This is a genomic window from Ruminococcus sp. Marseille-P328 (assembly GCF_964249465.1).
Classification (GTDB): Bacteria; Bacillota; Clostridia; order Lachnospirales; family Lachnospiraceae; genus Blautia_A; species Blautia_A faecis.
In genome coordinates this window covers 54,145-77,975 of the sequence record NZ_CAXUBQ010000004.1, presented here as the reverse complement: position 1 = coordinate 77,975, position 23,831 = coordinate 54,145, and the positions used below count along the sequence as shown (strand labels likewise).

Sequence of the window (23,831 nt, the reverse complement as noted above, 5' to 3'; positions counted from 1 at the left end):
TCTTTGCCAGGCCTTTTGTATGCAAATAAATAGAAAAGGATGAGAATGCGTGGAGCTAAAAAATAAGAAGATAATTGAAAAAATGACCTTAAAAGAGAAGGCCCTGATGTTAAGCGGAAAAGGTATGTGGAAAACATACGGCTTTGAAAAATACGGAATACCGGAATTTTTCCTGTCAGATGGACCTCATGGGATGCGTACCCAGGAAGGCGCAGGAGATTGGCTTGGGATTAACAAAAGTAAAGCAGCTACCTGTTTTCCAACTGCGGCAACAATTGCAAACAGCTGGGACAAAAATCTGGCAGAGGAAGTGGCTGGTGCATTGGGAAAAGAAGCAGTATCTTTTGGTGTGGATATGATTCTTGGACCTGGTATGAATATAAAAAGAAGTCCTTTATGTGGAAGAAATTTTGAATATTTCAGTGAAGATCCTTATCTGGCAGGAGAAATGGGAGCTGCATATGTGAAAGGAATCCAAAGCAAAGGACCAGCTGCATGTCCGAAGCATTTTGCTGTTAACAGCCAGGAACTTCGAAGAATGTCAAATAATTCGGTAGTAGACGAAAGAACGCTGAGAGAAATTTATACTGCCGCCTTTGAAACAATGGTGGAAAAATCTGCTCCGAAGGCAATTATGTCTTCTTATAACCAGATAAACGGAGTTTATGCAAATGAAAACCAGTATTTATTGCGGAAATTACTGAGAGATGCCTTTGGCTTTCAGGGAATTGTAGTCTCAGACTGGGGGGCAAGCAATGATCACGTAGAGGGTGTAAGATGCGGAAGCAATCTTGAGATGCCTGGAAACTCTGGTACAACTGCAAAGGAGCTGGTAAGGGCAGTGAGAGCGGGAAAACTGGATGAAAAAGTACTGGATCAGCGCATTGATGAAATTCTGACAGTAATGCTTCCTGTTCACAAAAGGGTGGAACAGAGGAAAAAGAGCTTTGATGTGGCAGCTCATCATAAGCTGGCCAGACATGCCGCAGCAGAAAGCATTGTTTTGTTAAAAAATGAAGATCATATTTTACCATTGTCTTCCCAGAAGAAAATAGCAGTGATAGGAGAATTTGCGGAGAAAGCAAGATACCAGGGCGCTGGATCCTCTCTTGTTAATCCTACTAAAGTAGAGAATTCCCTGGATTTGGCAGGAAAATATTTTTCCGGAAAAATAACATATGAGCCAGGATATCACAGAAACCAGGAAACAGATCAAAAGCTTGTGGAAAAGGCAAAAAAAGCAGCAGTGGAAGCAGATGTGGTACTGCTGTTTGTTGGACTTGATGAGGCAAGTGAGTCTGAGGGGATGGATCGTGTCCACATGAAAATGCCACAAAATCAGCTGGAGCTTATAAATGCAGTTGCCCAGATGAATAAAGAACTTATTGTGGTGGTATCCGCCGGAAGTGTAGTGGAAATGCCCTGGATAAAAAAAGCAAAAGCAGTACTGCATGGTTATCTTGGCGGTCAGGCAGGAGCTTCTGCCATGTTAGATGTAATTACAGGAAAAGTAAATCCATCTGGGAAATTAAATGAAACCTATCCGATTTGCTATGAGGATACACCGGCCTATGCTTATTATCCGGGAAAAGAGAGAAATAGTGAATATCGGGAAGGCGTGTATGTTGGTTACCGTTACTATGATACTGTAAAAAAAGAAGTTCTGTTTCCTTTTGGATTCGGATTGAGCTATACAGATTTTTCCTACTCAAATCTCAAACTATCTGATAACGGTGTTAGATTTTGTATTACCAATGTGGGAAAAATAGCAGGTGCTGAAATTGCTCAGCTTTATATTGAAAAAGAAAATCCGGCGGTTTTCAGACCGGTTCACGAATTAAAGGGATTCTGCAAAGTATTTGTTCAGCCAGGTGAAACAAAAGAAGTTGAGATTTCATTTGAGGATAGAACGTTTACATATTTTAACGTTCAAACAGGAAAATGGGAGATTGAAGAGGGAAACTATAAAATTATAATTGCAAAAAATTCCAGAGCTGCCGTTTTACAGGGGAAAATTTACAGGAAAGGAACGGGAGCAGAGAATCCGTATAAAGAACTGCCAGATGTGTACCAGACAGGACATATTGAGAATATTACCGATGAAGCATATGAGAAACTGCTTGGACACAGGATTCCGGATGGAACGTGGAAGGGAGAACTGGAGAAGAATGATGCGTTTTGCCAGCTGTATTATGCTAAGGGAGCTGTTGGACGTCTGATTTACTGGATTCTTGATAAAATGTTAAAAGACAGCGAAAAGAAAGGTGAAGCCAATCTTGATATTCTGTTTTTCTACAATATGCCATTTCGAGGTCTTGTAAACACAACTCATGGAATTTTTACAAGCGGAATGGTGGATGGATTTGTGAAAATTGTGAATGGTCATATTTTGAGTGGATTGGGTAAAATGATCGGGGCAGCAATACTGAGAAAATAGAGAAAATTGGTAACTGCGCAGTACCTTCACAGTAACATGCTTCGCTATGCACAGAAATCATGCTTTGCATGATTTCGCGCAGAGATTCTCGGGGGTTCTGTGAACTATGTTCACAAAAAATACCTTGCGGAATAGTGCCTGCTGAATAGTTGTGAAAATTGTAAAAATGGCGGGTGGAAATGTCTAAAAGATAAGTAGAAAAAAGGAGCAGCCGTAAGTGGTTACTCCTTTTTTCGAGAGTCATCTTCAATGATGGTGGTGTTTACATCATCTTCATATAGACGCATCTGTACCTGCATAGGCGTAGGATCGTCGGTGAGCTTTATTCTACCGAAGTGGTTGAAGAAGAATAGGACACCAAGACCGATACCGAGAGAGTAGGAGATTTCCAGAACAGTATTGCCGGTTGTGGGCTGGCCGGTGACCTGGGTGTAGATCTGCTCGAAAAGGGCGGGGATGTCTACATCATTGTTAAAGGTCATAATGGAAAAGCCTGCACCGAAAAAGGTGGCGAGGCAGACAAATATGACTTTGCACCATCTTATAACAATATTGACAGTTCCTTCCTTCTGATAGTTGATGATGAAGTTTGGTTCGCCAATATGCGTAATATCAAGATCAGGCTCTTTGAGCTGGATATCATTTATAAGATCCATAACAGAAATCACATACCGGCCTGCCTTGTTCGGATCCAGGTTTGCTACCGGGAGAACCCTTAGGTGATTTAAAATTTTGGAATTGGTGCAGGATAGCTTGGCAATGTCCTGAAGATAGACATGGGGGTGATGAACCTCCACGTTTTCTTCGGTTTGGATGTATAGTGTGTCACTCATGAAATTCACTCCCATTGTAAAAAATGTTGGTTTCAGGCAAGGATAAAGTACGTTGTTATTCTTTCATTTTCGGTTTAAAAAACCAGCTTGCCAGATAAGAAAAAATCAGGGCTGCAGAGACACCAGCTGCGCAGGCGGTGAAGCCTCCTGTGAAAAGCCCGATGACACCATCTGTGTCGATGGCTTCTTTCAGACCTTTCCATAGTGTATTCCCGAAACCAAGTAATGGCACAGCAGCACCGGCACCGGCGAAATCAATCAGAGGCTGATAAATGCCTATGGCGCCAAGAATAGAGCCGGTGCATACCAGAAGAACCATGACACGTCCAGGCATAAGTTTGGTTTTATCAAGTAAAATCTGGACAAGGGCGCAGATCAGGCCACCTACCCAGAATGCATTAAAATAGTCCATGAAATCATCTCCTCATAGATACAGAAAAAGATAGTTGGTAGAGACAGATTATAATTAATACAGTACGGCTTATAGGACTGCAATTATACAGGAAGTACGCACAATTATTTAGTTTACTGCTTTTGATCTTTTTTTGAAACATGCTCTAATACTACAGCATGTGCAATCCCCGGAATGGAATCTCCCTCATTAAAACTTGTTTTGGAAAGCAATGCTCCTGTAGGAACAAAGAGCACCTTTTTCCAGGTTCCTTTTGCCAGTTCCGGCAGAATATAAGCAGCCAGCACAGATGCACTGCATCCACAACCACTTCCACCAGAATGAGTATCCTGTGTTTCACCATCAAAGATTAAAAGTCCACAGTCCTGATAAATGGACTCTATATCATATCCTTTTTCTTTTAACAGATCCAGCAGGATCCGTTTTCCAACAGCTCCCAGGTCTCCGGTGAAGATTGCATCATAATCATCAGGTGTTCGGCCAAAGTCACAAAAATTCCGGTAAATGGTATCGCAGGCGGCAGGTGCCATGCATCCACCCATGTTCAGAGAATCCTTAAGTCCAAAGTCAATCAGCTTTCCAGTGGTGAGTCCTGTTATTTGGACACATCCTTCTGCTGAAATTAGCGGATCAGTCTTTTCCGGAATTTCCGGAACAGGCAAAGTTCCGGAGAGAACACAGGCACCGCTCCCGGTAACCGTCCACGTGGCTGAGAGAGGACGCTGGTTTCCGTAAGCCAGAGGAAATCGGAATTCTTTTTCTGCGCTGGCAAAATGGCTGGAAGTGGCACAGAGAATATGTTCTCCGTATCCGGCTGCAACAGACATGGCGCCAAGAGAGAGGGATTCCCCTATGGTGGAGCATGCACCGAAAAGTCCGTAAAATGGGATTCCCATTCCGGCAATTCCAAAGGAAGAGGCGGTAGTCTGAGCCAGAAGATCACCTGCGAAGGTCATGCGGATATCCCCTGGAGTAAGTCCGGCTTTTCCAAGGGCCAATGCGGCTGCTTCTTTTTGCATGGTGCTTTCCGCAGCTTCCCAGGTAGCCTCTCCAAACATAGGTTCTTCGCAGACCAGATCAAATTTGCTTCCAAGAGGTCCTTCCCCTTCCTTTTTTCCAACTACAGAAGCACAGCTTACAACGTAAACCGGATTCTGAAAGCTCATACTGGCAGAACCGGTAAGTCTGGCTGGTGTCTGTGGATTCATGAAATCACCTCCATTATTTTCAGAAGATAGTAGATCACTCCGGCAATCCAGGAACTCATGATTCCGTAAAGGATTACAGGACCTGCAATGGTGAAAATCTTGCAGCCGATTCCAAAGACCTGACCCTCCGTTTTATATTCAATGGCAGGGGCGGCTACGGAATTAGCAAAACCGGTGATTGGAACCAGACTTCCCGCTCCGCCAAATTTTCCAATCTTTGGATAAATATTAAATCCAGTAAGAATAACACTGATGAAAACCAGGGTAACAGAACACCAGGTACCGGCCATATCCTGGTCTAATCCTCTGGATTTTGCAAAATTTGTTATAATCTGCCCAACGACACAGATTACACCGCCTGTGAGAAAAGCCTTTGCCATGTTCATGGGAAGACTGTGGGTAGGGGTGATCTGTTTTACATAGTCGGCGTATTGTTTCTGCTTTGCTTTTGGTATGGAACTGTTCATAAATGCCTCCTGTAGCTATGATGAATGGAATTGCTTGCTTAGAGTACAGTAACCTTTTGGTTTCTATTATTATGTGAAAAAATATGTAAAATATACTTTCTTTTTAGCTGAATTTATACTATCATGATAGTATTGTTATAGTTATTACGGAAGATGATGCTATTGCTCATAAACAGAATGACAGTAGCCTCATATTATAAACCGAAGAAGAGAGGTACCTTATGGGAAAATATTTTATAGGGAAGGGAGTACAGCTCCTTACAGAGGAAACTGAGAATAAGATCAGAATCTATAAGCTGGGACTGCTTCAGCCGGAATTTGGACATATGCCATGCATCAGTGGGAATGCATTCACTTTTCTATTGGCAGAAGAAGGAGAAATACAGTGTCAGATAAATCAGGAAAAAGTAGATCTGGAAGCTGGCGAGGCGTTATTTATCAATGCAGGACAGTCCTATCGTCTGGTCAGAAGTGAGAAGGAAAGCAGCAGTTTTTATATAATTGAGGTGACTGGAGAGTATCTGGCAGCTGGAGATGAGAGCCTTCAGAATAAATATATTTCACCGGTTGCAGAAGCAGAATCATTCGCTTATTGCAGGTTTATGCCGTCAGCTGAGGAAGATACAGATGAAGACATTCTTCTTCAGGCACTTCTCGCCGCTGCGCAGACAGCAGAAGGCAGGGATATGGCATATGAACTGGATATGAAGAGCTGGCTGTTTACTGCATGGGGAAGTCTTTATAAGAAATTTGCCCTGCCGCGTCCGGAATGTAAGAATGCAGTGATCAGAGAACGGGTGAAACTGAATCGTATGACAGGATATCTTACTGAGCATTATAACGAGAAACTGACTCTTTCTGCTATGGCAGAAGCATGTCAGGTAAGCACTGGTGATTTTTGCCGTTTCTTTAAGAAACATATGGAGATGACTCCATTTGAATATTTGCAAAAATGCAGAATCTGGAACAGTATGGATGCAGTTCTGGATAAGACTGCTTCCATGGGAGACATTGCAGTAGAAAATGGTTTTGCAGGAGCAAGCTATTTTTCAGAGACTTTCCGAAAAGAGATGGGCTGTTCTCCGGCAGATTATCGGAAATGGTACCGTGGTCTGTCAGATGAATGTCCGATAATCACCGGAGAAAATAAAGAAGAAAGCGCCAAGGTGTCAAAGAAGGATAAAAAAGGAAAGTCTGGTAAAAATGTTCCTTCTTATTTATTATAGAAAATTAGCTGCGTTGATTTTTTTACGCAATTCAGGGAAACCACCGTTTATAAAAATAATACAAAGATCCCAAAGCTTTTCCGAAGGCCACTGCGATCACGACCCATCGGATTCCATTGGTCAGTTTGATCCTTCTGGAAAAGATGGGGAAAACATCTGCCATCTCAGCAAGTGCCATGATCCATCCGCCCAGGAAAATACCGGAAAAAAGTCCATAAAGGAGCAGAGTAAAGGTTCCGCCTGGAATGTGCCAGCCATAGAGGAAAAAAAGATTACCACATACAATGCCAAGAAGCGTAATATCTTCATATAACAATATATGTTTTCCTGTATGAGTGATACCGGCATAGCGGGGAACGATGGAAAGACCGATAAGCAGGCCAACTACACCGCCTGCGATGATGATTCCAGAGCAGAAGCCAACTATGGATAGGAAAATTTGCTGGAGCATGGGTGAGATCTCCTTTCACGAAACGAACCTGTCGCTGAGAAAAGTTTGTTGTTTTGCAACTGTCATAACAACATTTAGTATGGAAAGAATCTTGGAAAATATGCGTTTTTTCTGTACATTTGTGAAGTTAAATAGTATAATAAAACGATGCGGCAATGGAAAGAATAGGATTGGCGCAGATATCATTTGATAGAAAAGTTGAGTATAGAAAGATAGAGGATGTAAATCTGTGAATGTAAATTTAAAACAGCGGTTCCAGGAAATTCTGGAAGATAACCGGATACTGGAAGCGGAGCTTATGAGCAGGCATACTACATTCCGAATTGGCGGTCCGGCAGATTTCTTTCTGGTACCGGAGAATGCTGATGAGATTAAGAAAATCATAGCTGTTTGTAAGGAAAAAAATGTTCCGTATTTTATTCTTGGAAATGGAAGCAATCTTCTTGTAAGCGACAAGGGCTATCAGGGAGTAGTAGTGCAGCTATATAGAAACTTTGGACAGATCAGAGTTGAAGACAGCCGGATCCATGCCCAGGCAGGAGTTCTTTTATCTGGAATTGCTGCAGCTGCAAGAGAGGCATCGCTGACTGGCTTTGAGTTTGCGGGAGGAATTCCGGGAACCTTAGGCGGCGCTGTGGTGATGAATGCAGGAGCGTATGGCGGAGAAATGAAGGATGTTCTGAAAGAAGTCACGGTTCTTACTCCAGAGGGCGGAGTCCTGACCTTGCAGGCAGATGAACTTCACATGGGTTATCGAACCAGTGTGATAAAAGAAGCAGGCTATATTGTTCTGGAAGCTGTCATTTCTCTTGAAAAGGGTGATCAGGAGGAGATTCGCAGCCGTATGCAGGAGCTAGCAGGGATGCGAACCAGCAAGCAGCCACTTTCTTATCCAAGTGCAGGAAGCACTTTCAAACGGCCAGAGGGCTATTTTGCAGGCAAACTGATCATGGACAGCGGATTGCGAGGCTATCAGGTAGGCGGTGCCCAGGTTTCTGAGAAGCATTGCGGTTTCGTGATCAATACAGGAAATGCCACAGCGAAAGATGTTACCACGTTGATGTCTGATGTTCAAAGAATTGTTATGGAGAAATTTGGTGTGAAGCTTGAACCAGAGGTGAAGTTTCTGGGAGAATTCTAGAGCCATGAAGAATCCTTTGGAATGGATTTAAGACACATAAGAGGCAGAAGAGTCCGTTTTACTGCTACTGGTCAGGCCGTGAGCAGTGACACTGTTTTGCCCGGCAGGAGATAAATTATGCGATTTGTAATTGTTACAGGCGTTTCCGGCGCAGGTAAGTCTACTGTGCTGAAAATGCTGGAGGATGCCCACTATTTTTGTGTGGACAATCTTCCTATTCCATTGGTGGAGAAATTTGCTTCCCTGATGCTGGAAGTACATGAAGAAGGAGTCCAGAATGCGGCTCTTGGTATTGATGCCAGAAGCGGTCACTCTCTGGAAGAACTGGCACAGGTTCTGGATCATATGAAAGAAGCTGGATATGATTTTGAGATTCTTTTTATGGATGCAGAAGATTCCGTGCTGGTAAAGCGTTATAAGGAAACCAGACGCAGCCATCCGCTTGCCAGTAACGGCAGGGTAGATGACGGAATCCGTCTGGAACGCCAGAAAATGGATTTTCTTCGTAAGAGAGCTGATTATATTATTGATACCAGTCACCTTCTTACAAGGGAGCTGCGCCAGGAAATTGAGAAGATTTTTGTAAATAATGAAAAATTCTGTAATATGATGGTCACGGTTCTGTCTTTTGGATTTAAGTATGGAATTCCGGCAGATGCAGACCTGGTATTCGATGTGCGTTTTCTTCCGAATCCATATTATGAGGATGAATTACGTCCCCTTACCGGTATGGATGAGAGCGTGTTTAATTATGTAATGGATAATGAGACCGCAAGGATTTTTGCAAATAAACTGGAAGATATGGTGGAGTTCCTGATTCCTAAGTATGCACAGGAAGGTAAAACAAGCCTTGTAATTGCAGTTGGCTGCACAGGGGGCAAGCACCGTTCTGTTACCATTGCAAGGGAGTTGTACAGCCGGATTGCCAGAAATGGTGAATACGGTTTTCGATTGGAGCACAGAGATGTGGATAAAGATCGCCTATTGAAAAAATAGAAAGAGGAGATCGTGGAATGTCTTTTTCAGGGATGGTGAAAGAAGAACTTTCCAGGCATATCGGCTCCGGAAGACACTGCAGGATTGCGGAACTGGCTGCAATCTTTACTTTCTGCGGCAGCCTGGAGGCTGGAACTGATGGGAGAAAATCCCTGCGTATCCAGACAGAAAATGAGGCACTTTCAAGAAAAGGCTTTACATTATTGCAAAAAACATTTAATATAGAGACAGATGTATCAAATTCCCGGATTGACCGTTTCAGAAAGGGAAATCTTTATTGTATTTCCATTATTGATCAGTTTTTAGTAAAGGAAATACTGGATTCTGCCAAGCTGGAATTTTCGGGAGTGAGCGGAGGGATGCCACTTGTATCCAATTCTATTGTATATCAGAGGGATTGCTGCAAAAGGGCGTTTGTACGCGGTGCTTTTCTCTCGGCAGGTTCGATCAGTGATCCTCAGAAGGGATACCATTTCGAAATTGTATGTCCCAGCCAGGAGATCAGCGGGCAGCTGCAGGAAATTATTCACAGCTTTCATATAGATGCCAAGATGGTTCTGCGTAAGAAGTCTTATGTACTCTATGTGAAGGAAGGGGCGCAGATTGTAGACATGCTTGCTATTATGGAAGCAAATGTAGCTCTTATGGATCTGGAGAATATCCGTATCCTGAAAGAGATGCGCAATTCTGTGAATCGGAAGGTAAACTGTGAGACTGCTAATATAAATAAGACGGTTAATGCAGCAGTGAAGCAGATCGAGGATATCAGACTTCTTGAGGAAAAGGTGGGCCTGGAGAGTCTGAATGAAGGACTTGAAGAGATTGCCAGATTGCGGCTGCAGTATCCGGAAGCAACACTTAAAGAACTAGGATTTATGTTGAACCCACAGGTTGGAAAGTCTGGAGTAAATCATCGGCTTCGTAAATTAAGCCTGCTTGCAGATGACCTGAGGGAAAACAAGGAGGAGTTATTATGATTAAAAAACCAATCACCATTCACCTGTCCACAGGGCTTGAAGCCAGACCCGTTGCACAGCTGGTACAGGTGGCAAGTCAGTTTAACAGTGAAATCTACGTAGAAGTAGGTAAGAAGAAAGTGAATGCCAAGAGTATTATGGGTATGATGACACTGGGACTTGACGCCGGTGAGGAGATTACACTTTCTGCTAATGGTGAAGATGAAGAAGCTGCGATGAGCAGTATTGAACAGTATCTGAGCAACCAGTAAAGGCTGCCGTAAAAAGTGAGGATGGTTACCAATGTCTAAGTTTTTAAAATTTATAGTACATTTTGTTGTAATATGTACCATACTTTGTGTGGTTGCATTAGCGGTTCCTCCATTCTTTGGAGTGACGACTGAAATCAGAGACGACTCCACAGTCAAGTCAAATCTGGCAATGGGATCTGTTACATATGCAATTCCGGTTAAAACCGAAGAAGCAGCTCTGGGTACACCGATCCTTGTAAATGATGAGAATGCAGTGTATCGTTATACACTGGCCAGCGCTGATGTCGCAAATGGTACAGGTACTGCTATGGATCCAACTGTTTCTCAGGGACAGCCGATCAATGTGGCAATTGGAAGCTACCTTCCGAAAATTGTTGTAACAATTCCGTTTATCGGATATCTGATGGCAGCTACCAAGAGTATTGAGGGGCTGATTGTTCTTGGACTTACCGTTCTGTTTCTGATTATTCTTTATGTAATCGCAGAACTCTGGAAAAAAGATCAGGATGATTATGACGACTATCCGGAGGATACAGAACCAGGATACGTGAAGAGCCGTAAAGAGCTGAAGAAAGAAGAGAAGCGTAAAGAGCGTGAGTACCGTGATGAAGAGCGTGAGATCAAAGCACAGGGCAAGCGCAGCAAGAAAGAGAAGCGTAAGATCCGTACCGGTGGCTTTGTGGATGAAATCGATGAAGACGATTTTGATGTAGAGGAAGAGGAAGCGCCACAAAGAGCTGTACAGAGCGCTACAAGTGAAGCACATGAACTTCTGAAGAAAGAAGTAGCAGCAGCTACCGCAAAGGACTCCAAACCAGTCAGGAAGTCTGCTAAGCCTGCAACACAGACTAAGAAGGCAGCACCGAAGAAGAAAGCAGCTCCGGAGATTCATGAGGAAGAAGAGGATAAACCAGTTGAGATCAAGAAACTGGCAATCCCAAGATATTCACCGGCGCAGCTTGCTGCGAAAGCAAAGAAAGAAGGAGATGCTCCTGACATTGTGAAGGATGAGATAACAAAGGTTACTTTGTTTGATTATTCTGATATCTTTGCTGACGAAGATGAGGACGAAGATGAATACTATGATGATGAAGATTGATTCATTATTATAATAGGAAAGAAGAGGCATTCGATGATGATGCCTCTTCTCTTTTTTTATTAAGGAAAAGACAATGACTTCGCGAGGCTTTAGAACCACTGTATTAAATAATGAAAGCTGATTGACAGTTGCCAGCAGGAGTATAACGGACAACTATTAGAAGCACTATATAATAGGAAGAAAGAAAAAAACTGGAATATACACACTCACATCTTGCAGAAAGCCTTTTTCAGATACACCCTAGATTGTATTTAAAATAATACAAAAAAACATCTGGATTTTTTGAAAAAAACACTTGCAATTTTTAAAACCTTTGTGTATACTAATATCTGCTGTGACATGATAGCAATGAAGCGCGAGGTTGCCGCCGAGTAAGGCGGGTTTTCCGTGGAGCGAATGTCAAGTTAGGAAACTGACGACAAGTCACTGTACAAGTTCAATAGCCATCTTGGGATGGGACGTGTGAGAGAATGTCCGTAGCAGGAAGATGTTTTAGGACACACACGGAGATGTGTACAGTCGCCGCTTGTCGTACTGATAGTGAGTACGAATAGGAGGAGACTTTTTTTATGGCAAATCAGGTAATGAGAATCACATTAAAAGCTTACGATCATCAGTTAGTAGATGCATCTGCTGCAAAGATCATCGACACTGTTAAGAAGAATGGTGCAACAGTTAGCGGACCGGTTCCGCTTCCAACTAAGAAGGAAGTTGTTACAATCTTAAGAGCTGTTCACAAATATAAAGATTCCAGAGAACAGTTTGAGCAGAGAACACATAAGAGACTGATTGATATCATTGCTCCGACCCAGAAGACAGTTGATGCACTGTCCAGACTGGAAATGCCTGCTGGTGTTCATATCGACATCAAGATGAAGGCAAAATAATTAATCTTGTAAATGCATAAGCATTTAGCTATTTATTATATGATTACCCGAAAGGGCAATCCGCTATAGGAGGAAGAAAGATGAAGAAAGCTATTTTAGCTACCAAAGTCGGAATGACTCAGATCTTCAACGAAGATGGAATGTTAATTCCGGTAACCGTTTTACAGGCTGGTCCATGTGTCGTAACTCAGGTTAAAACAGATGAGAACGACGGATATACAGCAGTTCAGGTTGGCTTCGGCGACATCAGAGAGAAACTGGTGAACAAACCGGAAACAGGCCACTTTGCAAAAGCAGGCGTTGCAGTTAAGAGATTCGTTAAAGAATTCCGTTTTGAGAACGCTGCTGAATATGAGGTAGGACAGGAAATTAAAGCTGATATCTTTGCAGCTGGAGATCACATCGATGCAACAGCAGTTTCAAAAGGTAAAGGCTTCCAGGGCGCAATCAAGAGACATGGACAGTCCAGAGGACCTATGGCTCACGGCTCCAAATATCATCGTCATGCAGGTTCCAATGGTGCTTGTTCTGATCCGAGCAAGGTATTCAAAGGAAAACACATGCCAGGTCATATGGGAAGCGAGCAGGTAACTGTTCAGAATCTTGAGATCGTACGCGTAGATACAGAGAATAACTTACTGTTAGTTAAAGGTGCTGTTCCAGGACCTAAGAAATCCTTGGTTACAATCAAAGAGACAGTAAAGTCCTTATAATAAGAAAGGAGGAGCACACAAATGGCAAACGTAACTGTTTATAATATGGAAGGCAATGAAGTTGGAACAATGGAGCTGAACGATGCAGTATTTGGCGTTGAAGTCAATGAGCATCTTGTTCACCTTGCTGTTGTTCGTCAGCTTGCAAATAAACGCCAGGGTACTCAGAAAGCGAAAACTCGTTCTGAAGTAAGCGGTGGCGGAAGAAAACCTTGGAGACAGAAAGGAACCGGTCATGCTAGACAGGGATCTATCCGTGCTGCACAGTGGACAGGCGGCGGAATTATTTTCGCACCAACTCCAAGAGATTATGAAGTAAAAATGAACAAAAAAGAAAGAAGAGCAGCTCTTAAATCCGCTCTGACTTCCAAAGTTCAGGACAATAAATTCGTAGTTGTTGATAGCCTTGCACTTGCTGATGCAAAGACAAAAGAAATGCAGAAGGTCCTTACAAACCTGAAAGCAGAGAAAGCTCTTATTGTAACAGCACAGGAAGACAAGAACGTAATCCTTTCTGCAAGAAATATCGAAAACGTACAGACTGTAGCTGCTAACGGCATCAACGTATATGATGTTATGAGCCACGGTACTGTAGTAGTAACTAAAGACGCTGTAGCATCCATCGAGGAGGTATACGCATAATGGCAGATATTAAATATTACGACGTGATCAAAAGACCAGTGATCACTGAAAAATCCATGGCTGCTATGGGTGAGAAGAAATATACTTTCCTTGTTCATCCGGAAGCAAACAAAGCTCAGATCAAAGAAGCAGTTGAGAAAATGTTCGATGGAACAAAAGTTAAAAGCGTAAACACCATGAATCTTGATGGTAAGAAAAAACGCCGTGGAATGGTAGTTGGAAAAACTGCTAAATCCAAAAAAGCTATCGTAGCCCTTACAGAGGACAGCAAAGACATCGAGATCTTCGAGGGTCTTTAATTGATAGCTTGCGATTCGTACGAGTGCACCTCGGAAGCTTTGCTTCCTCGGTCGCGTTACACGCTTTCAAGTCTTCATAAGAATCCGGTCTTACATGCAAGCATGACGACCTGCTTCTTCTGAATCCTTGGCACTCTGAATATCGCGAATATACGCATTCAAAAGCGTGAGAACAAATTTGAAAGGAGAAAAGAAATGGGAATCAAAAGTTATAACCCATATACCCCGTCTAGAAGACATATGACTGGTTCCGACTTCTCTGAGATTACGAAAGCAACACCAGAGAAATCCCTTACCGTGTCTTTAAAGAAAAACGCTGGACGTAACAACCAGGGTAAGATCACTGTAAGACATCAGGGAGGCGGAAGCCGTAGAAAATATAGAATCATCGACTTCAAGAGAAGAAAAGATGGAATCCCGGCAGTAGTTAAATCTGTTGAGTATGATCCGAACAGAACAGCAAACATCGCACTTATCTGCTATGCAGATGGCGAGAAAGCATACATTCTTGCTCCGGAAGGACTTAAAGTTGGACAGAAAGTTATGAACGGACCGGAAGCTGAAATCCGTGTAGGTAACTGCTTACCGTTAGAGCTTATCCCGGTTGGTACTATGGTTCATAACATTGAGCTTCACCCAGGAAAGGGCGGACAGATGGTTCGTTCCGCTGGTAATGGTGCTCAGCTTATGGCTAAAGAAGGCAAATACGCTACACTTCGTCTCCCATCTGGTGAGATGAGAATGGTTCCGATCATCTGCCGTGCTACAGTAGGTATTATCGGAAATGGTGATCACAACCTGATCAACATCGGTAAAGCTGGTCGTAAGCGTCACATGGGAATCAGACCTACAGTTCGCGGTTCTGTTATGAACCCGAATGACCATCCACATGGTGGTGGAGAGGGCCGCGCTCCGGTTGGACGTCCAGGTCCGTGTACACCTTGGGGCAAACCTGCTCTTGGTCTGAAGACAAGAAAGAAAAACAAAGCGTCCAACAAGCTCATCGTAAGAAGACGCGATGGAAAAGCTTTAAGCAAATAATAAGGAGGATTAAGAATGTCTCGTTCACTGAAAAAAGGACCTTTTGCAGATCAGAGCTTACTTAAAAAAGTAGATGCATTAAACGCTGCAAATGATAAATCCGTAATCAAAACTTGGTCACGCCGTTCCACAATCTTCCCGTCTTTTGTTGGACATACAATCGCTGTCCATGACGGAAGAAAACATGTGCCGGTATATATTACTGAGGATATGGTTGGTCACAAACTTGGTGAGTTTGTTGCTACCAGAACCTACAGAGGACACGGAAAAGACGAAAAGAAATCCGGTGTTCGCTAATTAGTACTTTTCACCAGGCTGCCTGATCGCAAGAAGCGGTTCGGGCAACCCAGGTGTTTACCTGAATATTGAATATGACGAAAGGAGGCACTTTAAAATGGCAAAAGGACATAGAAGCCAGATTAAGAGAGCCAGAAATGAGAATAATAGAGAGACAAGACCGTCTGCAAAATTATCTTATGCAAGAATTTCTGTTCAGAAAGCCTGCTACGTTTTAGATGCAATCCGTGGCAAAGATGTGCAGACAGCACTTGGTATCCTGACATACAACCCAAGATACGCTTCCAGCGTAATCAAAAAGTTACTGGAATCAGCTATTGCTAACGCTGAGAACAATAACGGAATGAACGCAGACAATCTCGTCGTTGCAGCCTGCTATGCAAATAAAGGACCTACAATGAAGAGAATCCAGCCAAGAGCACAGGGTAGAGCTTACAGAATCGAGAAGAGAACAAGCCATATTACCATCGTGCTGGATGAGAAATAAGGAGGATAGACATGGGACAGAAAGTTAACCCACATGGCCTTAGAGTCGGTGTTATCAAGGATTGGGATTCAAGATGGTATGCAGAGAGCGATTTCGCAGACTATCTGGTAGAGGACTACAACATCAGAACATTCCTCAAAAAGAAATTATACAGCGCAGGTGTTTCCAAGATCGAGATCGAGAGAGCATCTGACAGAGTCAAAGTTATCATTTACACAGCTAAACCTGGTATCGTAATCGGTAAAGGCGGCGCTGAGATCGAGAAAGTTAAAGCTGAACTTGCTAAATACACAGACAAGAAGCTTATCGTTGATATCAAAGAAGTTAAGAGACCAGACAGAGACGCTCAGCTCGTTGCAGAGAACATCGCTCTTCAGCTGGAGAACCGTATCTCCTTCAGACGTGCTATGAAATCTACAATGCAGCGTACAATGAAATCTGGAGCAAAGGGAATCAAAACATCCGTATCCGGACGTCTTGGTGGAGCTGATATGGCTCGTACAGAGTTCTACAGCGATGGAACTATTCCGCTTCAGACACTTCGTGCAGACATCGATTATGGTTTCGCAGAAGCAGACACCACATATGGCAAAGTTGGTGTAAAGGCATGGATCTACAATGGTGAGATTCTTCCAACTAAAGGAACTAAGGAAGGGAGCGATAAATAATGTTAATGCCAAAAAGAGTTAAACGTCGTAAACAATTCCGTGGCTCCATGAGAGGAAAAGCCCTTAGAGGTAATCAGATCAATTATGGTGAATTCGGTCTTGTTGCTACCGAGCCTTGCTGGATCAGATCTAATCAGATCGAGGCAGCCCGTGTTGCTATGACCCGTTATATCAAACGTGGTGGTAAGGTTTGGATCAAGATTTTCCCAGATAAACCAGTAACAGCAAAACCAGCAGAAACTCGTATGGGTTCCGGAAAAGGTGCCCTGGAATACTGGGTAGCAGTTGTTAAACCAGGACGTGTTATGTTTGAGATCGCAGGCGTTTCAGAAGAAATCGCTCGTGAGGCATTACGTCTTGCAATGCACAAGTTACCATGTAAATGCAAAATAGTTTCTCGTGCAGAGTTAGAAGGCGGTGATAACAGTGAAAATTAATAAATTCGTAGAAGATTTACAGGCAAAATCAGCTGCAGAATTAAACGAAGAATTAGTAGCTGCTAAGAAAGAACTTTTCAATCTGAGATTTCAGAATGCAACCAATCAATTAGACAATACAGGACGAATCAAAGAGGTTCGCAGAAATATTGCCAGAATCCAGACAGTGATCACTGCGAAAGCTAACGCTTCCAAATAGTGAATTTAGGAGGACATAATCGTGGAAAGAAATCTGAGAAAAACCCGCGTGGGTAAGGTTGTCAGCAATAAGATGGATAAGACCATCGTAGTTGCAATTGAAGACCATGTAAAACATCCTCTTTACAAGAAAATCGTGAAGAGAACATATAAATTAAAAGCTCATGACGAAAACAATGAGTGCAACATCGGTGATACCGTAAAAGTTATGGAGACCAGACCGCTGTCCAAAGACAAGAGATGGAGACTGGTTGAAGTAGTAGAGAGAGTTAAATAAGGAGGATAACCAGTATGATTCAGCAGGAAACAAGACTGAAAGTTGCCGACAACACTGGTGCAAAAGAAATCCTTTGTATCCGTGTTATGGGTGGCTCTACAAGAAGATATGCAAACATCGGCGATACAATCGTTGCTACTGTTAAAGATGCAACACCAGGCGGCGTTGTTAAAAAAGGTGACGTAGTAAAGGCTGTTGTAGTTAGATCCAAAAAAGGCGCTCGTCGTAAAGACGGATCCTATATCCGTTTCGATGAAAATGCTGCCGTAATCATTAAAGACGACTTAACTCCGAGAGGAACACGTATCTTTGGACCAGTTGCCAGAGAGCTTCGTGAGAAAAAATTCATGAAGATCGTTTCCTTAGCTCCGGAAGTATTATAGGAGGGTGCCTAATGTCAGCTATGAAGATTAAAAAAGGTGATACTGTTACAGTAATCGCTGGTAAAGATAAAGGCAAAGAAGGCAAAGTCCTTGCCGTTAACGTAAAAGACAATACCGTATTAGTAGAGAACGTTAATATGGTTACAAAACACACCAAACCATCAGCTGCAAACCAGAATGGTGGAATCATCACAAAAGAAGCTCCGCTTCACATCTCCAACGTAATGCTTATGGCAGATGGAAAAGCAACAAGAGTTGGCTTTAAGATGGATGGTGACAAAAAAGTCCGCGTTGCCAAAGCAACAGGTAAGGTTATCGATTAATTGAGAGAGGAGGCAGACATAAGTGAGTAGATTAAAAGAACTTTATACTAATGAGATCATGGATGCCATGACCAAAAAATTCGGATATAAAAACGTTATGCAAGTGCCAAAACTCGACAAGATCGTAATTAACATGGGTGTTGGTGAAGCAAAAGAGAACGCTAAGCTTCTTGATGCAGCTATTGCAGATATGGAGCTGATCACAGGACAGAAAGCTATCGCAACAAAAGCTAAAAAATCTGTTGCTAACTTCAAAATCAGAGAGGGAATGCCGATCGGATGTAAAGTAACATTAAGAGGCGAGAAGATGTATGAGTTCGCTGATCGTCTGATCAACCTGGCACTTCCACGTGTACGTGACTTCCGTGGCGTTAATCCTAACGCCTTCGATGGAAGAGGAAACTACGCTCTTGGTATCAAAGAGCAGCTTATCTTCCCAGAAGTTGAGTACGATAAAGTTGACAAAGTAAGAGGTATGGACATTATCTTCGTTACAACAGCAAATACTGATGAGGAAGCTCGTGAGTTACTGAAGCTGTTCAACATGCCTTTTGCGAAATAAGTAGAGGAACATTCCAAAGTTGACCGCCGGCTCCTTGCCGGGGTCAGCAGATCTGATATAGGAGGAACGATTCATGGCTAAGACAGCAATGAAAATCAAACAGCAGCGTCCAGCTAAATTTTCTACAAGAGAATATAGCCGTTGCAGAATTTGTGGACGTCCACATGCATATTTAAGAAAATACGGAATCTGCAGAATCTGCTTCCGTGAGTTAGCTTACAAAGGACAGATCCCGGGAGTTAAGAAAGCTTCCTGGTAAGCCGAAGCTGAAAGTCGCTTAATGAATGTAAGCCGTAAGGCGAACATGAATTTCGTGCAAAGTCCATCCCGAACCTTAACGAGTGCAAGCCGCAAGGTGCAGTACCAGTTCAGCACGGGATGATGTTACACAGGTAACACGTAAATTTATATAAATATACTATGACATGTAAAGTCTGAATATGAGGAGGAAACTAACATGACAATGAGCGATCCAATCGCAGACATGCTTACAAGAATTCGTAATGCAAACACTGCAAAACACGACACAGTAGATGTACCAGCATCCAAGATGAAAATTGCAATTGCAAACATCCTTGTTGATGAGGGATACATTGCAAAATACGATTTAGTTGAAGATGGTGTTGCTAAAAACATCCATATCACACTGAAATATGGCGAAGACAAAAACGAGAAGATCATCACAGGTTTAAAGAGAATCTCTAAACCGGGTCTTCGTGTTTATGCTGGTAAGGAAGAGCTTCCGAAGGTTCTTGGAGGACTTGGAATCGCAATCCTTTCCACTAATAAAGGTGTTATCACCGATAAAGAAGCTCGTAAACTTCAGGTAGGCGGCGAGGTTCTTGCATTTGTATGGTAAGCTTCGGCTCCATTCATTCAAGAAGTAGACGAAACACTGAAAACAGAGAGGTTGCGAAAACCTCTCCGATAATCTAAGTAAGGAGGACACATAGTATGTCACGTATCGGTAGACTTCCGGTTGCTATTCCGGCAGGAGTTGAAGTATCTGTTGCAGAAGGAAACGTAGTAACCGTAAAAGGACCAAAAGGAACACTTGAGAGAGCGCTTCCAACAGAGATGGAAATCAAAGTTGAAGATGGTCATGTAGTTGTTGCAAGACCAAACGACTTAAAGAAAATGAAATCCCTTCACGGCTTAACAAGAAGCCTTATCCACAACATGGTTGTTGGTGTAAGCGAAGGATACACCAAGACTCTTGAAGTTAACGGTGTTGGTTACAGAGCCGCTAAGCAGGGCAAGAAGCTTACTTTAAACCTTGGATATTCTCACCCGGTAGAAATGGAAGATCCGGAAGGTATTGAGACCAAAGTAGACGGTAACAAGATTATCGTTTCCGGTATCAGCAAGGAAAAAGTTGGACAGTTTGCAGCTGAGATCAGAGATAAGAGAAGACCTGAGCCATATAAGGGTAAAGGTATTAAGTATGATACTGAGGTTATCAGACGCAAAGTTGGTAAGACTGGTAAGAAATAATTAAGGAGAGTGAGAAAATGGTTAATAAAGCATCTAGAGCGGAAATTCGCGAGAAAAAGCATAGAAGATTACGTCATCATTTAAATGGCACTGCAACAACTCCGCGTCTTGCAGTATTTCGTTCCAATAAACACATGTATGCACAGATTATCGATGACACCGTTGGAAAGACTTTAGTATCTGCTTCTACTCTTCAGAAAGACGTAAAAGCACAGCTTGAGAACACCGACGATGTTGCAGCAGCAGCATATCTTGGCACTGTAATCGGTAAGAAGGCAGTGGAAGCCGGCATCGAGGAAGTTGTTTTTGACAGAGGTGGATACATTTACCACGGTAAAGTAAAAGCACTGGCAGACGCAGCAAGAGAAGCTGGACTGAAATTCTAATAAGGAGGAGCGAAACACATGAAACGTAATCTTATTGATGCTAGTCAGTTAGAGTTAGAAGATAAAGTAGTATCAATCAAGCGTGTTACCAAGGTTGTTAAAGGTGGTCGTAACTTCCGTTTCACAGCTTTAGTTGTTGTAGGTGACGGCAATGGACACGTTGGTGCAGGACTTGGAAAGGCAGCCGAGATTCCGGAAGCAATCCGCAAAGGAAAAGAGGATGCTATTAAGAAATTAGTAACCGTAGCAAGAGATGAGAATGGTTCCATTACACATGACTTCGTAGGTTCTTACGGAAGCGCTTCCATGCTTCTTAAGAGAGCTCCGGAAGGTACTGGAGTTATCGCCGGCGGCCCGGCTCGTGCCGTTATCGAGTTAGCTGGTATCAAAAACATCCGTACAAAATGTATGGGATCCAGAAATAAGCAGAATGTTGTTCTTGCAACCATCGAAGGCTTAAGACAGTTAAAAACTCCGGAAGAAGTTGCAAAACTTCGTGGAAAATCTGTTGATGAGATTCTGGCTTAAGGAGGAATATTAAAATGGCAAATACATTAAAAGTTACTTTAGTAAAATCTCCGATTGGCGCAGTTCCGAAGCACAAACTTACTGTTAAAGCAATGGGTCTTACCAAAATGCACAAAACAGTTGAGATGCCAGACAATGCGGCAACAAGAGGAATGATTCAGCAGGTACAGCACCTGGTAAAAGTAGAAGAAGCATAATTACAAAAAGGAGGTGCCATAATGGAATTATCAAACTTAAGACCAGCTGAGGGTTCTAAGCACAGCGATAACTTCAGAAGAGGCCGTGGACATGGTTCTGGAAACGGCAAAACAGCCGGTAAAGGCCATAAAGGACAGTTAGCACGTTCCGGACACAAGAAACCGGGATTTGAAGGTGGACAGATGCCTTTATACAGACGTCTGCCTAAGAGAGGATTCACAAACAGAAACTCTAAAGAGATCATTGCAATCAACGTTGATGTTCTGAACCGTTTTGAGGATGGTGCAGAGGTTACAGTTGAGAGCTTACTTGCAAGCAGTGCAATTTCCAAAGCTGGTGACGGCGTTAAAATCCTTGGAAACGGCGAGCTTACCAAGAAGCTTACAGTTAAAGTAAATGCTGTAAGTGAGACTGCAAAGTCTAAAATCGAAGCTGCAGGTGGTACAGTAGAGCTGATCTAATAGAGGTGATCAAATGTTTGAAACTCTCAAAAACGTTTTCAGAGTAAAAGAGATGAGACGTAAACTCCTCTATGTATTATGGATGATTCTTGTCATCCGTATCGGATCACAGCTTCCTGTTCCGGGAGTAGATAGCGATTTCTTTAAAGAGTGGTTTGCTAAAAACACTGGTGACGCATTCAATTTCTTTGATGCGTTCACTGGTGGCTCATTTACCCAGATGTCAATCTTTGCATTGAACATCACGCCATACATTACATCATCCATTATCATGCAGCTTCTCACAATTGCTATTCCGGCTCTGGAGGAGATGCAGAGAGATGGAGAAGAGGGCAGAAAGAAAATTACTGCCATTACCCGTTATGTAACTGTTGGTCTTGCGTTGTTTGAGTCTGTGGCAATGGCAATCGGTTTTGGTCGCCAGGGTCTGATCCCGAACATGAACTTCTTTAAAGGCTTAACTGTAGTTGCTTGCCTCACAGCTGGTTCTGCCATGCTGATGTGGATCGGTGAGCGTATTACTGAGAAGGGTGTTGGAAATGGTATTTCCATCGTCCTGACCATTAACATCGTTTCCCGTGTTCCAAGTGACTTATCTCTTCTTTATGAGAACTTCATCAAAGGAAAAACAATTGCAAAAGGACTGCTTGCAGGGGTTATCATTGTTGCAATAATCGTTGTCATGGTGGTATTTGTACTGATCCTTAACGGTGCAGAGAGAAGAATTCCTGTTCAGTATTCCAGAAAAATGGTCGGCAGAAAGCTGATGGGTGGTCAGACTACCAATATACCGCTGAAAGTTAACACCGCTGGTGTTATTCCGGTTATCTTTGCTTCCTCAATTATGTCTTTCCCAGGCGTAATCGCACAGCTTGCAGGAAAAGCTAATGGAACCGGCATCGGCAGTGAGATTATTCGAGGATTATCATCCAATAACTGGTGTAATCCAAGTCAGCCACAGTATAGCTGGGGACTGCTTCTGTATATTGTACTTTGCGTATTCTTTGCATATTTCTACACTTCCATCACATTCAACCCGCTGGAAGTTGCAGACAATATCAAAAAGCAGGGTGGTTTCATTCCTGGTATCCGTCCAGGAAAACCAACGTCAGACTATTTGACTAAAATCTTAAATTATATTATATTTATAGGTGCAGTAGGCCTGATTATCGTTGCGGTTATTCCGTTCTTCTTCAATGGAGTATTCGGTGCAAACGTATCCTTCGGTGGTACTTCCATCATCATTATTGTTGGAGTTATCCTGGAGACTGTGAAACAGATTGAATCACAGATGCTTGTCCGCAATTACAAAGGCTTCCTGAACAACTAAAAGAATAAAGGTTGTGGTGCTTATATGCGTCACAGCCTTAATTCGTAGTATGAGAAAATGGAGGGCTTTTTATGAGAATTATCATGTTAGGTGCACCAGGTGCAGGAAAAGGAACCCAGGCTAAGAAAATTGCTGAGAAATATGGTATTCCCCATATCTCTACAGGCGATATTTTCCGTGCCAATATCAAAAATGGCACAGAACTTGGGAAAAAAGCAAAAACTTATATGGACCAGGGACTGCTTGTACCGGATGAACTTACCTGCGACCTTGTTGTGGACAGAATCCAGCAGCCGGATGCCAAGAACGGCTATGTTCTGGACGGTTTTCCAAGAACAATCCCACAGGCTGAATGCCTTACCGATGCTTTAAGCAAGCTGGGAAGCAAGATTGATTATGCTATTGATGTTGATGTTCCGGATGAGAATATCGTGAACCGTATGGGTGGAAGACGCGCATGCGTAAAATGTGGTGCAACCTACCACGTTGTATTTGCAGCTCCGAAGACAGAGGGGGTTTGCGATACATGCGGTGAGGATCTTGTGCTTCGTGACGATGACAAGCCGGAGACTGTACAGAAGCGTCTGAATGTATATCATGAGCAGACTCAGCCGCTTATCGACTACTATACTGGTCAGGGCGTACTGAAAACTGTAGATGGCACCAAGAACCTGGATGAGGTATTTGGTGATATTGTGAAGATCCTTGGCGAATAGAATAGA

General features: G+C 42.8%; 35 protein-coding genes. 30 read left to right on the top strand and 5 right to left on the bottom strand.

The window, feature by feature from the left end; all coding sequences use genetic code 11:
* The first annotated feature begins 49 nt into the window (after positions 1 to 49).
* Positions 50 to 2,437, top strand: coding sequence for a beta-glucosidase (locus tag ACESTK_RS04280; RefSeq protein ID WP_373118843.1), 2,388 nt, complete (start codon positions 50 to 52; stop codon positions 2,435 to 2,437).
* Positions 2,438 to 2,658: 221 nt separating this feature from the next.
* Here ACESTK_RS04280 and ACESTK_RS04275 read toward each other — a convergent pair whose 3' ends face one another.
* The 4 genes from ACESTK_RS04275 to ACESTK_RS04260 form a co-directional block, all read right to left on the bottom strand.
* Entirely contained in the window at positions 2,659 to 3,270 is a 612-nt protein-coding gene (locus ACESTK_RS04275; RefSeq protein ID WP_373118840.1) for a stage V sporulation protein AA, read from the bottom strand.
* A 55-nt stretch (positions 3,271 to 3,325) separates the two neighbouring features.
* Positions 3,326 to 3,682, bottom strand: coding sequence for a SpoVA/SpoVAEb family sporulation membrane protein (locus ACESTK_RS04270; protein WP_118581240.1), 357 nt, complete (start codon positions 3,680 to 3,682; stop codon positions 3,326 to 3,328).
* Between the two features lie 113 nt (positions 3,683 to 3,795).
* Positions 3,796 to 4,890: a stage V sporulation protein AD gene (locus tag ACESTK_RS04265; RefSeq protein WP_173773715.1), complete on the bottom strand. Its 1,095-nt coding sequence runs from the start codon at positions 4,888 to 4,890 to the stop codon at positions 3,796 to 3,798.
* Positions 4,887 to 5,357, bottom strand: coding sequence for a SpoVA/SpoVAEb family sporulation membrane protein (locus tag ACESTK_RS04260; protein WP_118581234.1), 471 nt, complete (start codon positions 5,355 to 5,357; stop codon positions 4,887 to 4,889). The genes ACESTK_RS04265 and ACESTK_RS04260 overlap by 4 nt, the downstream gene beginning before the upstream one ends.
* A gap of 221 nt (positions 5,358 to 5,578) precedes the next feature.
* Between ACESTK_RS04260 and ACESTK_RS04255 the strand changes: the two genes are divergently transcribed.
* Positions 5,579 to 6,583 (top strand): helix-turn-helix domain-containing protein, encoded by a 1,005-nt coding sequence (locus ACESTK_RS04255; RefSeq protein WP_373118837.1) that lies wholly within the window; start codon positions 5,579 to 5,581, stop codon positions 6,581 to 6,583.
* Positions 6,584 to 6,614: 31 nt separating this feature from the next.
* Here the strand turns inward: ACESTK_RS04255 and ACESTK_RS04250 are convergent, their stop codons facing one another.
* Positions 6,615 to 7,034, bottom strand: a complete 420-nt coding sequence (locus ACESTK_RS04250; RefSeq protein ID WP_173716322.1) for a stage V sporulation protein AB — start codon at positions 7,032 to 7,034, stop codon at positions 6,615 to 6,617.
* A gap of 229 nt (positions 7,035 to 7,263) precedes the next feature.
* Between ACESTK_RS04250 and murB the strand changes: the two genes are divergently transcribed.
* The 28 genes from murB to ACESTK_RS04110 all read left to right on the top strand — a co-directional run bounded on the left by murB (position 7,264) and on the right by ACESTK_RS04110 (position 23,825).
* Positions 7,264 to 8,175 carry a UDP-N-acetylmuramate dehydrogenase gene (gene murB / locus ACESTK_RS04245; RefSeq protein WP_204453733.1) on the top strand — a complete coding sequence of 304 codons (912 nt, stop codon included), beginning with the start codon at positions 7,264 to 7,266 and terminating at the stop codon, positions 8,173 to 8,175.
* A gap of 117 nt (positions 8,176 to 8,292) precedes the next feature.
* Positions 8,293 to 9,171 (top strand): RNase adapter RapZ, encoded by an 879-nt coding sequence (gene rapZ, locus ACESTK_RS04240; RefSeq protein ID WP_118581226.1) that lies wholly within the window; start codon positions 8,293 to 8,295, stop codon positions 9,169 to 9,171.
* Positions 9,172 to 9,188: 17 nt separating this feature from the next.
* Entirely contained in the window at positions 9,189 to 10,148 is a 960-nt protein-coding gene (gene whiA / locus ACESTK_RS04235; RefSeq protein ID WP_373118833.1) for a DNA-binding protein WhiA, read from the top strand.
* Positions 10,145 to 10,399, top strand: coding sequence for an HPr family phosphocarrier protein (locus tag ACESTK_RS04230; RefSeq protein WP_118581220.1), 255 nt, complete (start codon positions 10,145 to 10,147; stop codon positions 10,397 to 10,399). Before whiA ends, ACESTK_RS04230 begins: the two co-directional genes overlap by 4 nt.
* A 31-nt stretch (positions 10,400 to 10,430) precedes the next feature.
* Positions 10,431 to 11,498: a hypothetical protein gene (locus ACESTK_RS04225; protein WP_118581217.1), complete on the top strand. Its 1,068-nt coding sequence runs from the start codon at positions 10,431 to 10,433 to the stop codon at positions 11,496 to 11,498.
* 569 nt (positions 11,499 to 12,067) lie between these two features.
* A complete protein-coding gene (gene rpsJ, locus ACESTK_RS04220; RefSeq protein WP_117852518.1) occupies positions 12,068 to 12,385 on the top strand; it encodes a 30S ribosomal protein S10 in 318 nt (105 codons plus the stop codon).
* 80 nt (positions 12,386 to 12,465) lie between these two features.
* Complete coding sequence (gene rplC / locus ACESTK_RS04215; protein ID WP_117852520.1) at positions 12,466 to 13,098, top strand: 50S ribosomal protein L3; 633 nt, start codon at positions 12,466 to 12,468, stop codon at positions 13,096 to 13,098.
* 21 nt (positions 13,099 to 13,119) lie between these two features.
* The gene (rplD, locus tag ACESTK_RS04210) at positions 13,120 to 13,740 is read left to right on the top strand and encodes a 50S ribosomal protein L4 (RefSeq protein WP_118581214.1); all 621 of its coding nucleotides are present in this window, start codon (positions 13,120 to 13,122) and stop codon (positions 13,738 to 13,740) included.
* On the top strand, positions 13,740 to 14,039 hold the full coding sequence (gene rplW / locus ACESTK_RS04205) for a 50S ribosomal protein L23 (protein WP_117852524.1): 300 nt from the start codon (positions 13,740 to 13,742) through the stop codon (positions 14,037 to 14,039). Before rplD ends, rplW begins: the two co-directional genes overlap by 1 nt.
* A 195-nt stretch (positions 14,040 to 14,234) precedes the next feature.
* A complete protein-coding gene (gene rplB, locus ACESTK_RS04200) occupies positions 14,235 to 15,080 on the top strand; it encodes a 50S ribosomal protein L2 (RefSeq protein WP_118581211.1) in 846 nt (281 codons plus the stop codon).
* A gap of 15 nt (positions 15,081 to 15,095) precedes the next feature.
* Positions 15,096 to 15,377, top strand: coding sequence for a 30S ribosomal protein S19 (gene rpsS, locus ACESTK_RS04195; RefSeq protein ID WP_015526921.1), 282 nt, complete (start codon positions 15,096 to 15,098; stop codon positions 15,375 to 15,377).
* 97 nt (positions 15,378 to 15,474) lie between these two features.
* On the top strand, positions 15,475 to 15,864 hold the full coding sequence (rplV, locus tag ACESTK_RS04190) for a 50S ribosomal protein L22 (RefSeq protein ID WP_117852663.1): 390 nt from the start codon (positions 15,475 to 15,477) through the stop codon (positions 15,862 to 15,864).
* Between the two features lie 11 nt (positions 15,865 to 15,875).
* Entirely contained in the window at positions 15,876 to 16,532 is a 657-nt protein-coding gene (rpsC, locus tag ACESTK_RS04185; protein WP_117852529.1) for a 30S ribosomal protein S3, read from the top strand.
* Positions 16,532 to 16,969, top strand: a complete 438-nt coding sequence (rplP, locus tag ACESTK_RS04180; protein ID WP_117852531.1) for a 50S ribosomal protein L16 — start codon at positions 16,532 to 16,534, stop codon at positions 16,967 to 16,969. The genes rpsC and rplP overlap by 1 nt, the downstream gene beginning before the upstream one ends.
* Positions 16,959 to 17,168, top strand: coding sequence for a 50S ribosomal protein L29 (rpmC, locus tag ACESTK_RS04175; RefSeq protein WP_118581208.1), 210 nt, complete (start codon positions 16,959 to 16,961; stop codon positions 17,166 to 17,168). Before rplP ends, rpmC begins: the two co-directional genes overlap by 11 nt.
* An 18-nt stretch (positions 17,169 to 17,186) precedes the next feature.
* On the top strand, positions 17,187 to 17,444 hold the full coding sequence (gene rpsQ, locus ACESTK_RS04170) for a 30S ribosomal protein S17 (RefSeq protein WP_117852536.1): 258 nt from the start codon (positions 17,187 to 17,189) through the stop codon (positions 17,442 to 17,444).
* A 14-nt stretch (positions 17,445 to 17,458) separates the two neighbouring features.
* The gene (gene rplN, locus ACESTK_RS04165) at positions 17,459 to 17,827 is read left to right on the top strand and encodes a 50S ribosomal protein L14 (protein WP_022067326.1); all 369 of its coding nucleotides are present in this window, start codon (positions 17,459 to 17,461) and stop codon (positions 17,825 to 17,827) included.
* Positions 17,828 to 17,838: 11 nt separating this feature from the next.
* Complete coding sequence (gene rplX, locus ACESTK_RS04160) at positions 17,839 to 18,150, top strand: 50S ribosomal protein L24 (RefSeq protein ID WP_118581205.1); 312 nt, start codon at positions 17,839 to 17,841, stop codon at positions 18,148 to 18,150.
* A 22-nt stretch (positions 18,151 to 18,172) separates the two neighbouring features.
* Complete coding sequence (gene rplE, locus ACESTK_RS04155; RefSeq protein WP_118581202.1) at positions 18,173 to 18,712, top strand: 50S ribosomal protein L5; 540 nt, start codon at positions 18,173 to 18,175, stop codon at positions 18,710 to 18,712.
* A gap of 73 nt (positions 18,713 to 18,785) precedes the next feature.
* Positions 18,786 to 18,971, top strand: a complete 186-nt coding sequence (locus tag ACESTK_RS04150) for a type Z 30S ribosomal protein S14 (protein WP_117852543.1) — start codon at positions 18,786 to 18,788, stop codon at positions 18,969 to 18,971.
* A 198-nt stretch (positions 18,972 to 19,169) separates the two neighbouring features.
* Positions 19,170 to 19,571 carry a 30S ribosomal protein S8 gene (rpsH, locus tag ACESTK_RS04145; protein ID WP_118581199.1) on the top strand — a complete coding sequence of 134 codons (402 nt, stop codon included), beginning with the start codon at positions 19,170 to 19,172 and terminating at the stop codon, positions 19,569 to 19,571.
* A 95-nt stretch (positions 19,572 to 19,666) separates the two neighbouring features.
* On the top strand, positions 19,667 to 20,206 hold the full coding sequence (gene rplF, locus ACESTK_RS04140; protein WP_118581196.1) for a 50S ribosomal protein L6: 540 nt from the start codon (positions 19,667 to 19,669) through the stop codon (positions 20,204 to 20,206).
* A gap of 17 nt (positions 20,207 to 20,223) precedes the next feature.
* Entirely contained in the window at positions 20,224 to 20,592 is a 369-nt protein-coding gene (gene rplR, locus ACESTK_RS04135) for a 50S ribosomal protein L18 (protein WP_118581193.1), read from the top strand.
* An 18-nt stretch (positions 20,593 to 20,610) separates the two neighbouring features.
* Positions 20,611 to 21,120, top strand: a complete 510-nt coding sequence (gene rpsE / locus ACESTK_RS04130; protein WP_117852552.1) for a 30S ribosomal protein S5 — start codon at positions 20,611 to 20,613, stop codon at positions 21,118 to 21,120.
* A 14-nt stretch (positions 21,121 to 21,134) separates the two neighbouring features.
* Positions 21,135 to 21,317, top strand: a complete 183-nt coding sequence (rpmD, locus tag ACESTK_RS04125; protein ID WP_117852555.1) for a 50S ribosomal protein L30 — start codon at positions 21,135 to 21,137, stop codon at positions 21,315 to 21,317.
* 21 nt (positions 21,318 to 21,338) lie between these two features.
* Positions 21,339 to 21,779 (top strand): 50S ribosomal protein L15, encoded by a 441-nt coding sequence (rplO, locus tag ACESTK_RS04120; protein ID WP_118581190.1) that lies wholly within the window; start codon positions 21,339 to 21,341, stop codon positions 21,777 to 21,779.
* Between the two features lie 13 nt (positions 21,780 to 21,792).
* Positions 21,793 to 23,109, top strand: coding sequence for a preprotein translocase subunit SecY (secY, locus tag ACESTK_RS04115; RefSeq protein WP_148461640.1), 1,317 nt, complete (start codon positions 21,793 to 21,795; stop codon positions 23,107 to 23,109).
* Between the two features lie 71 nt (positions 23,110 to 23,180).
* Positions 23,181 to 23,825, top strand: coding sequence for an adenylate kinase (locus tag ACESTK_RS04110; protein WP_118581187.1), 645 nt, complete (start codon positions 23,181 to 23,183; stop codon positions 23,823 to 23,825).
* The last annotated feature ends 6 nt before the right edge of the window (positions 23,826 to 23,831 follow it).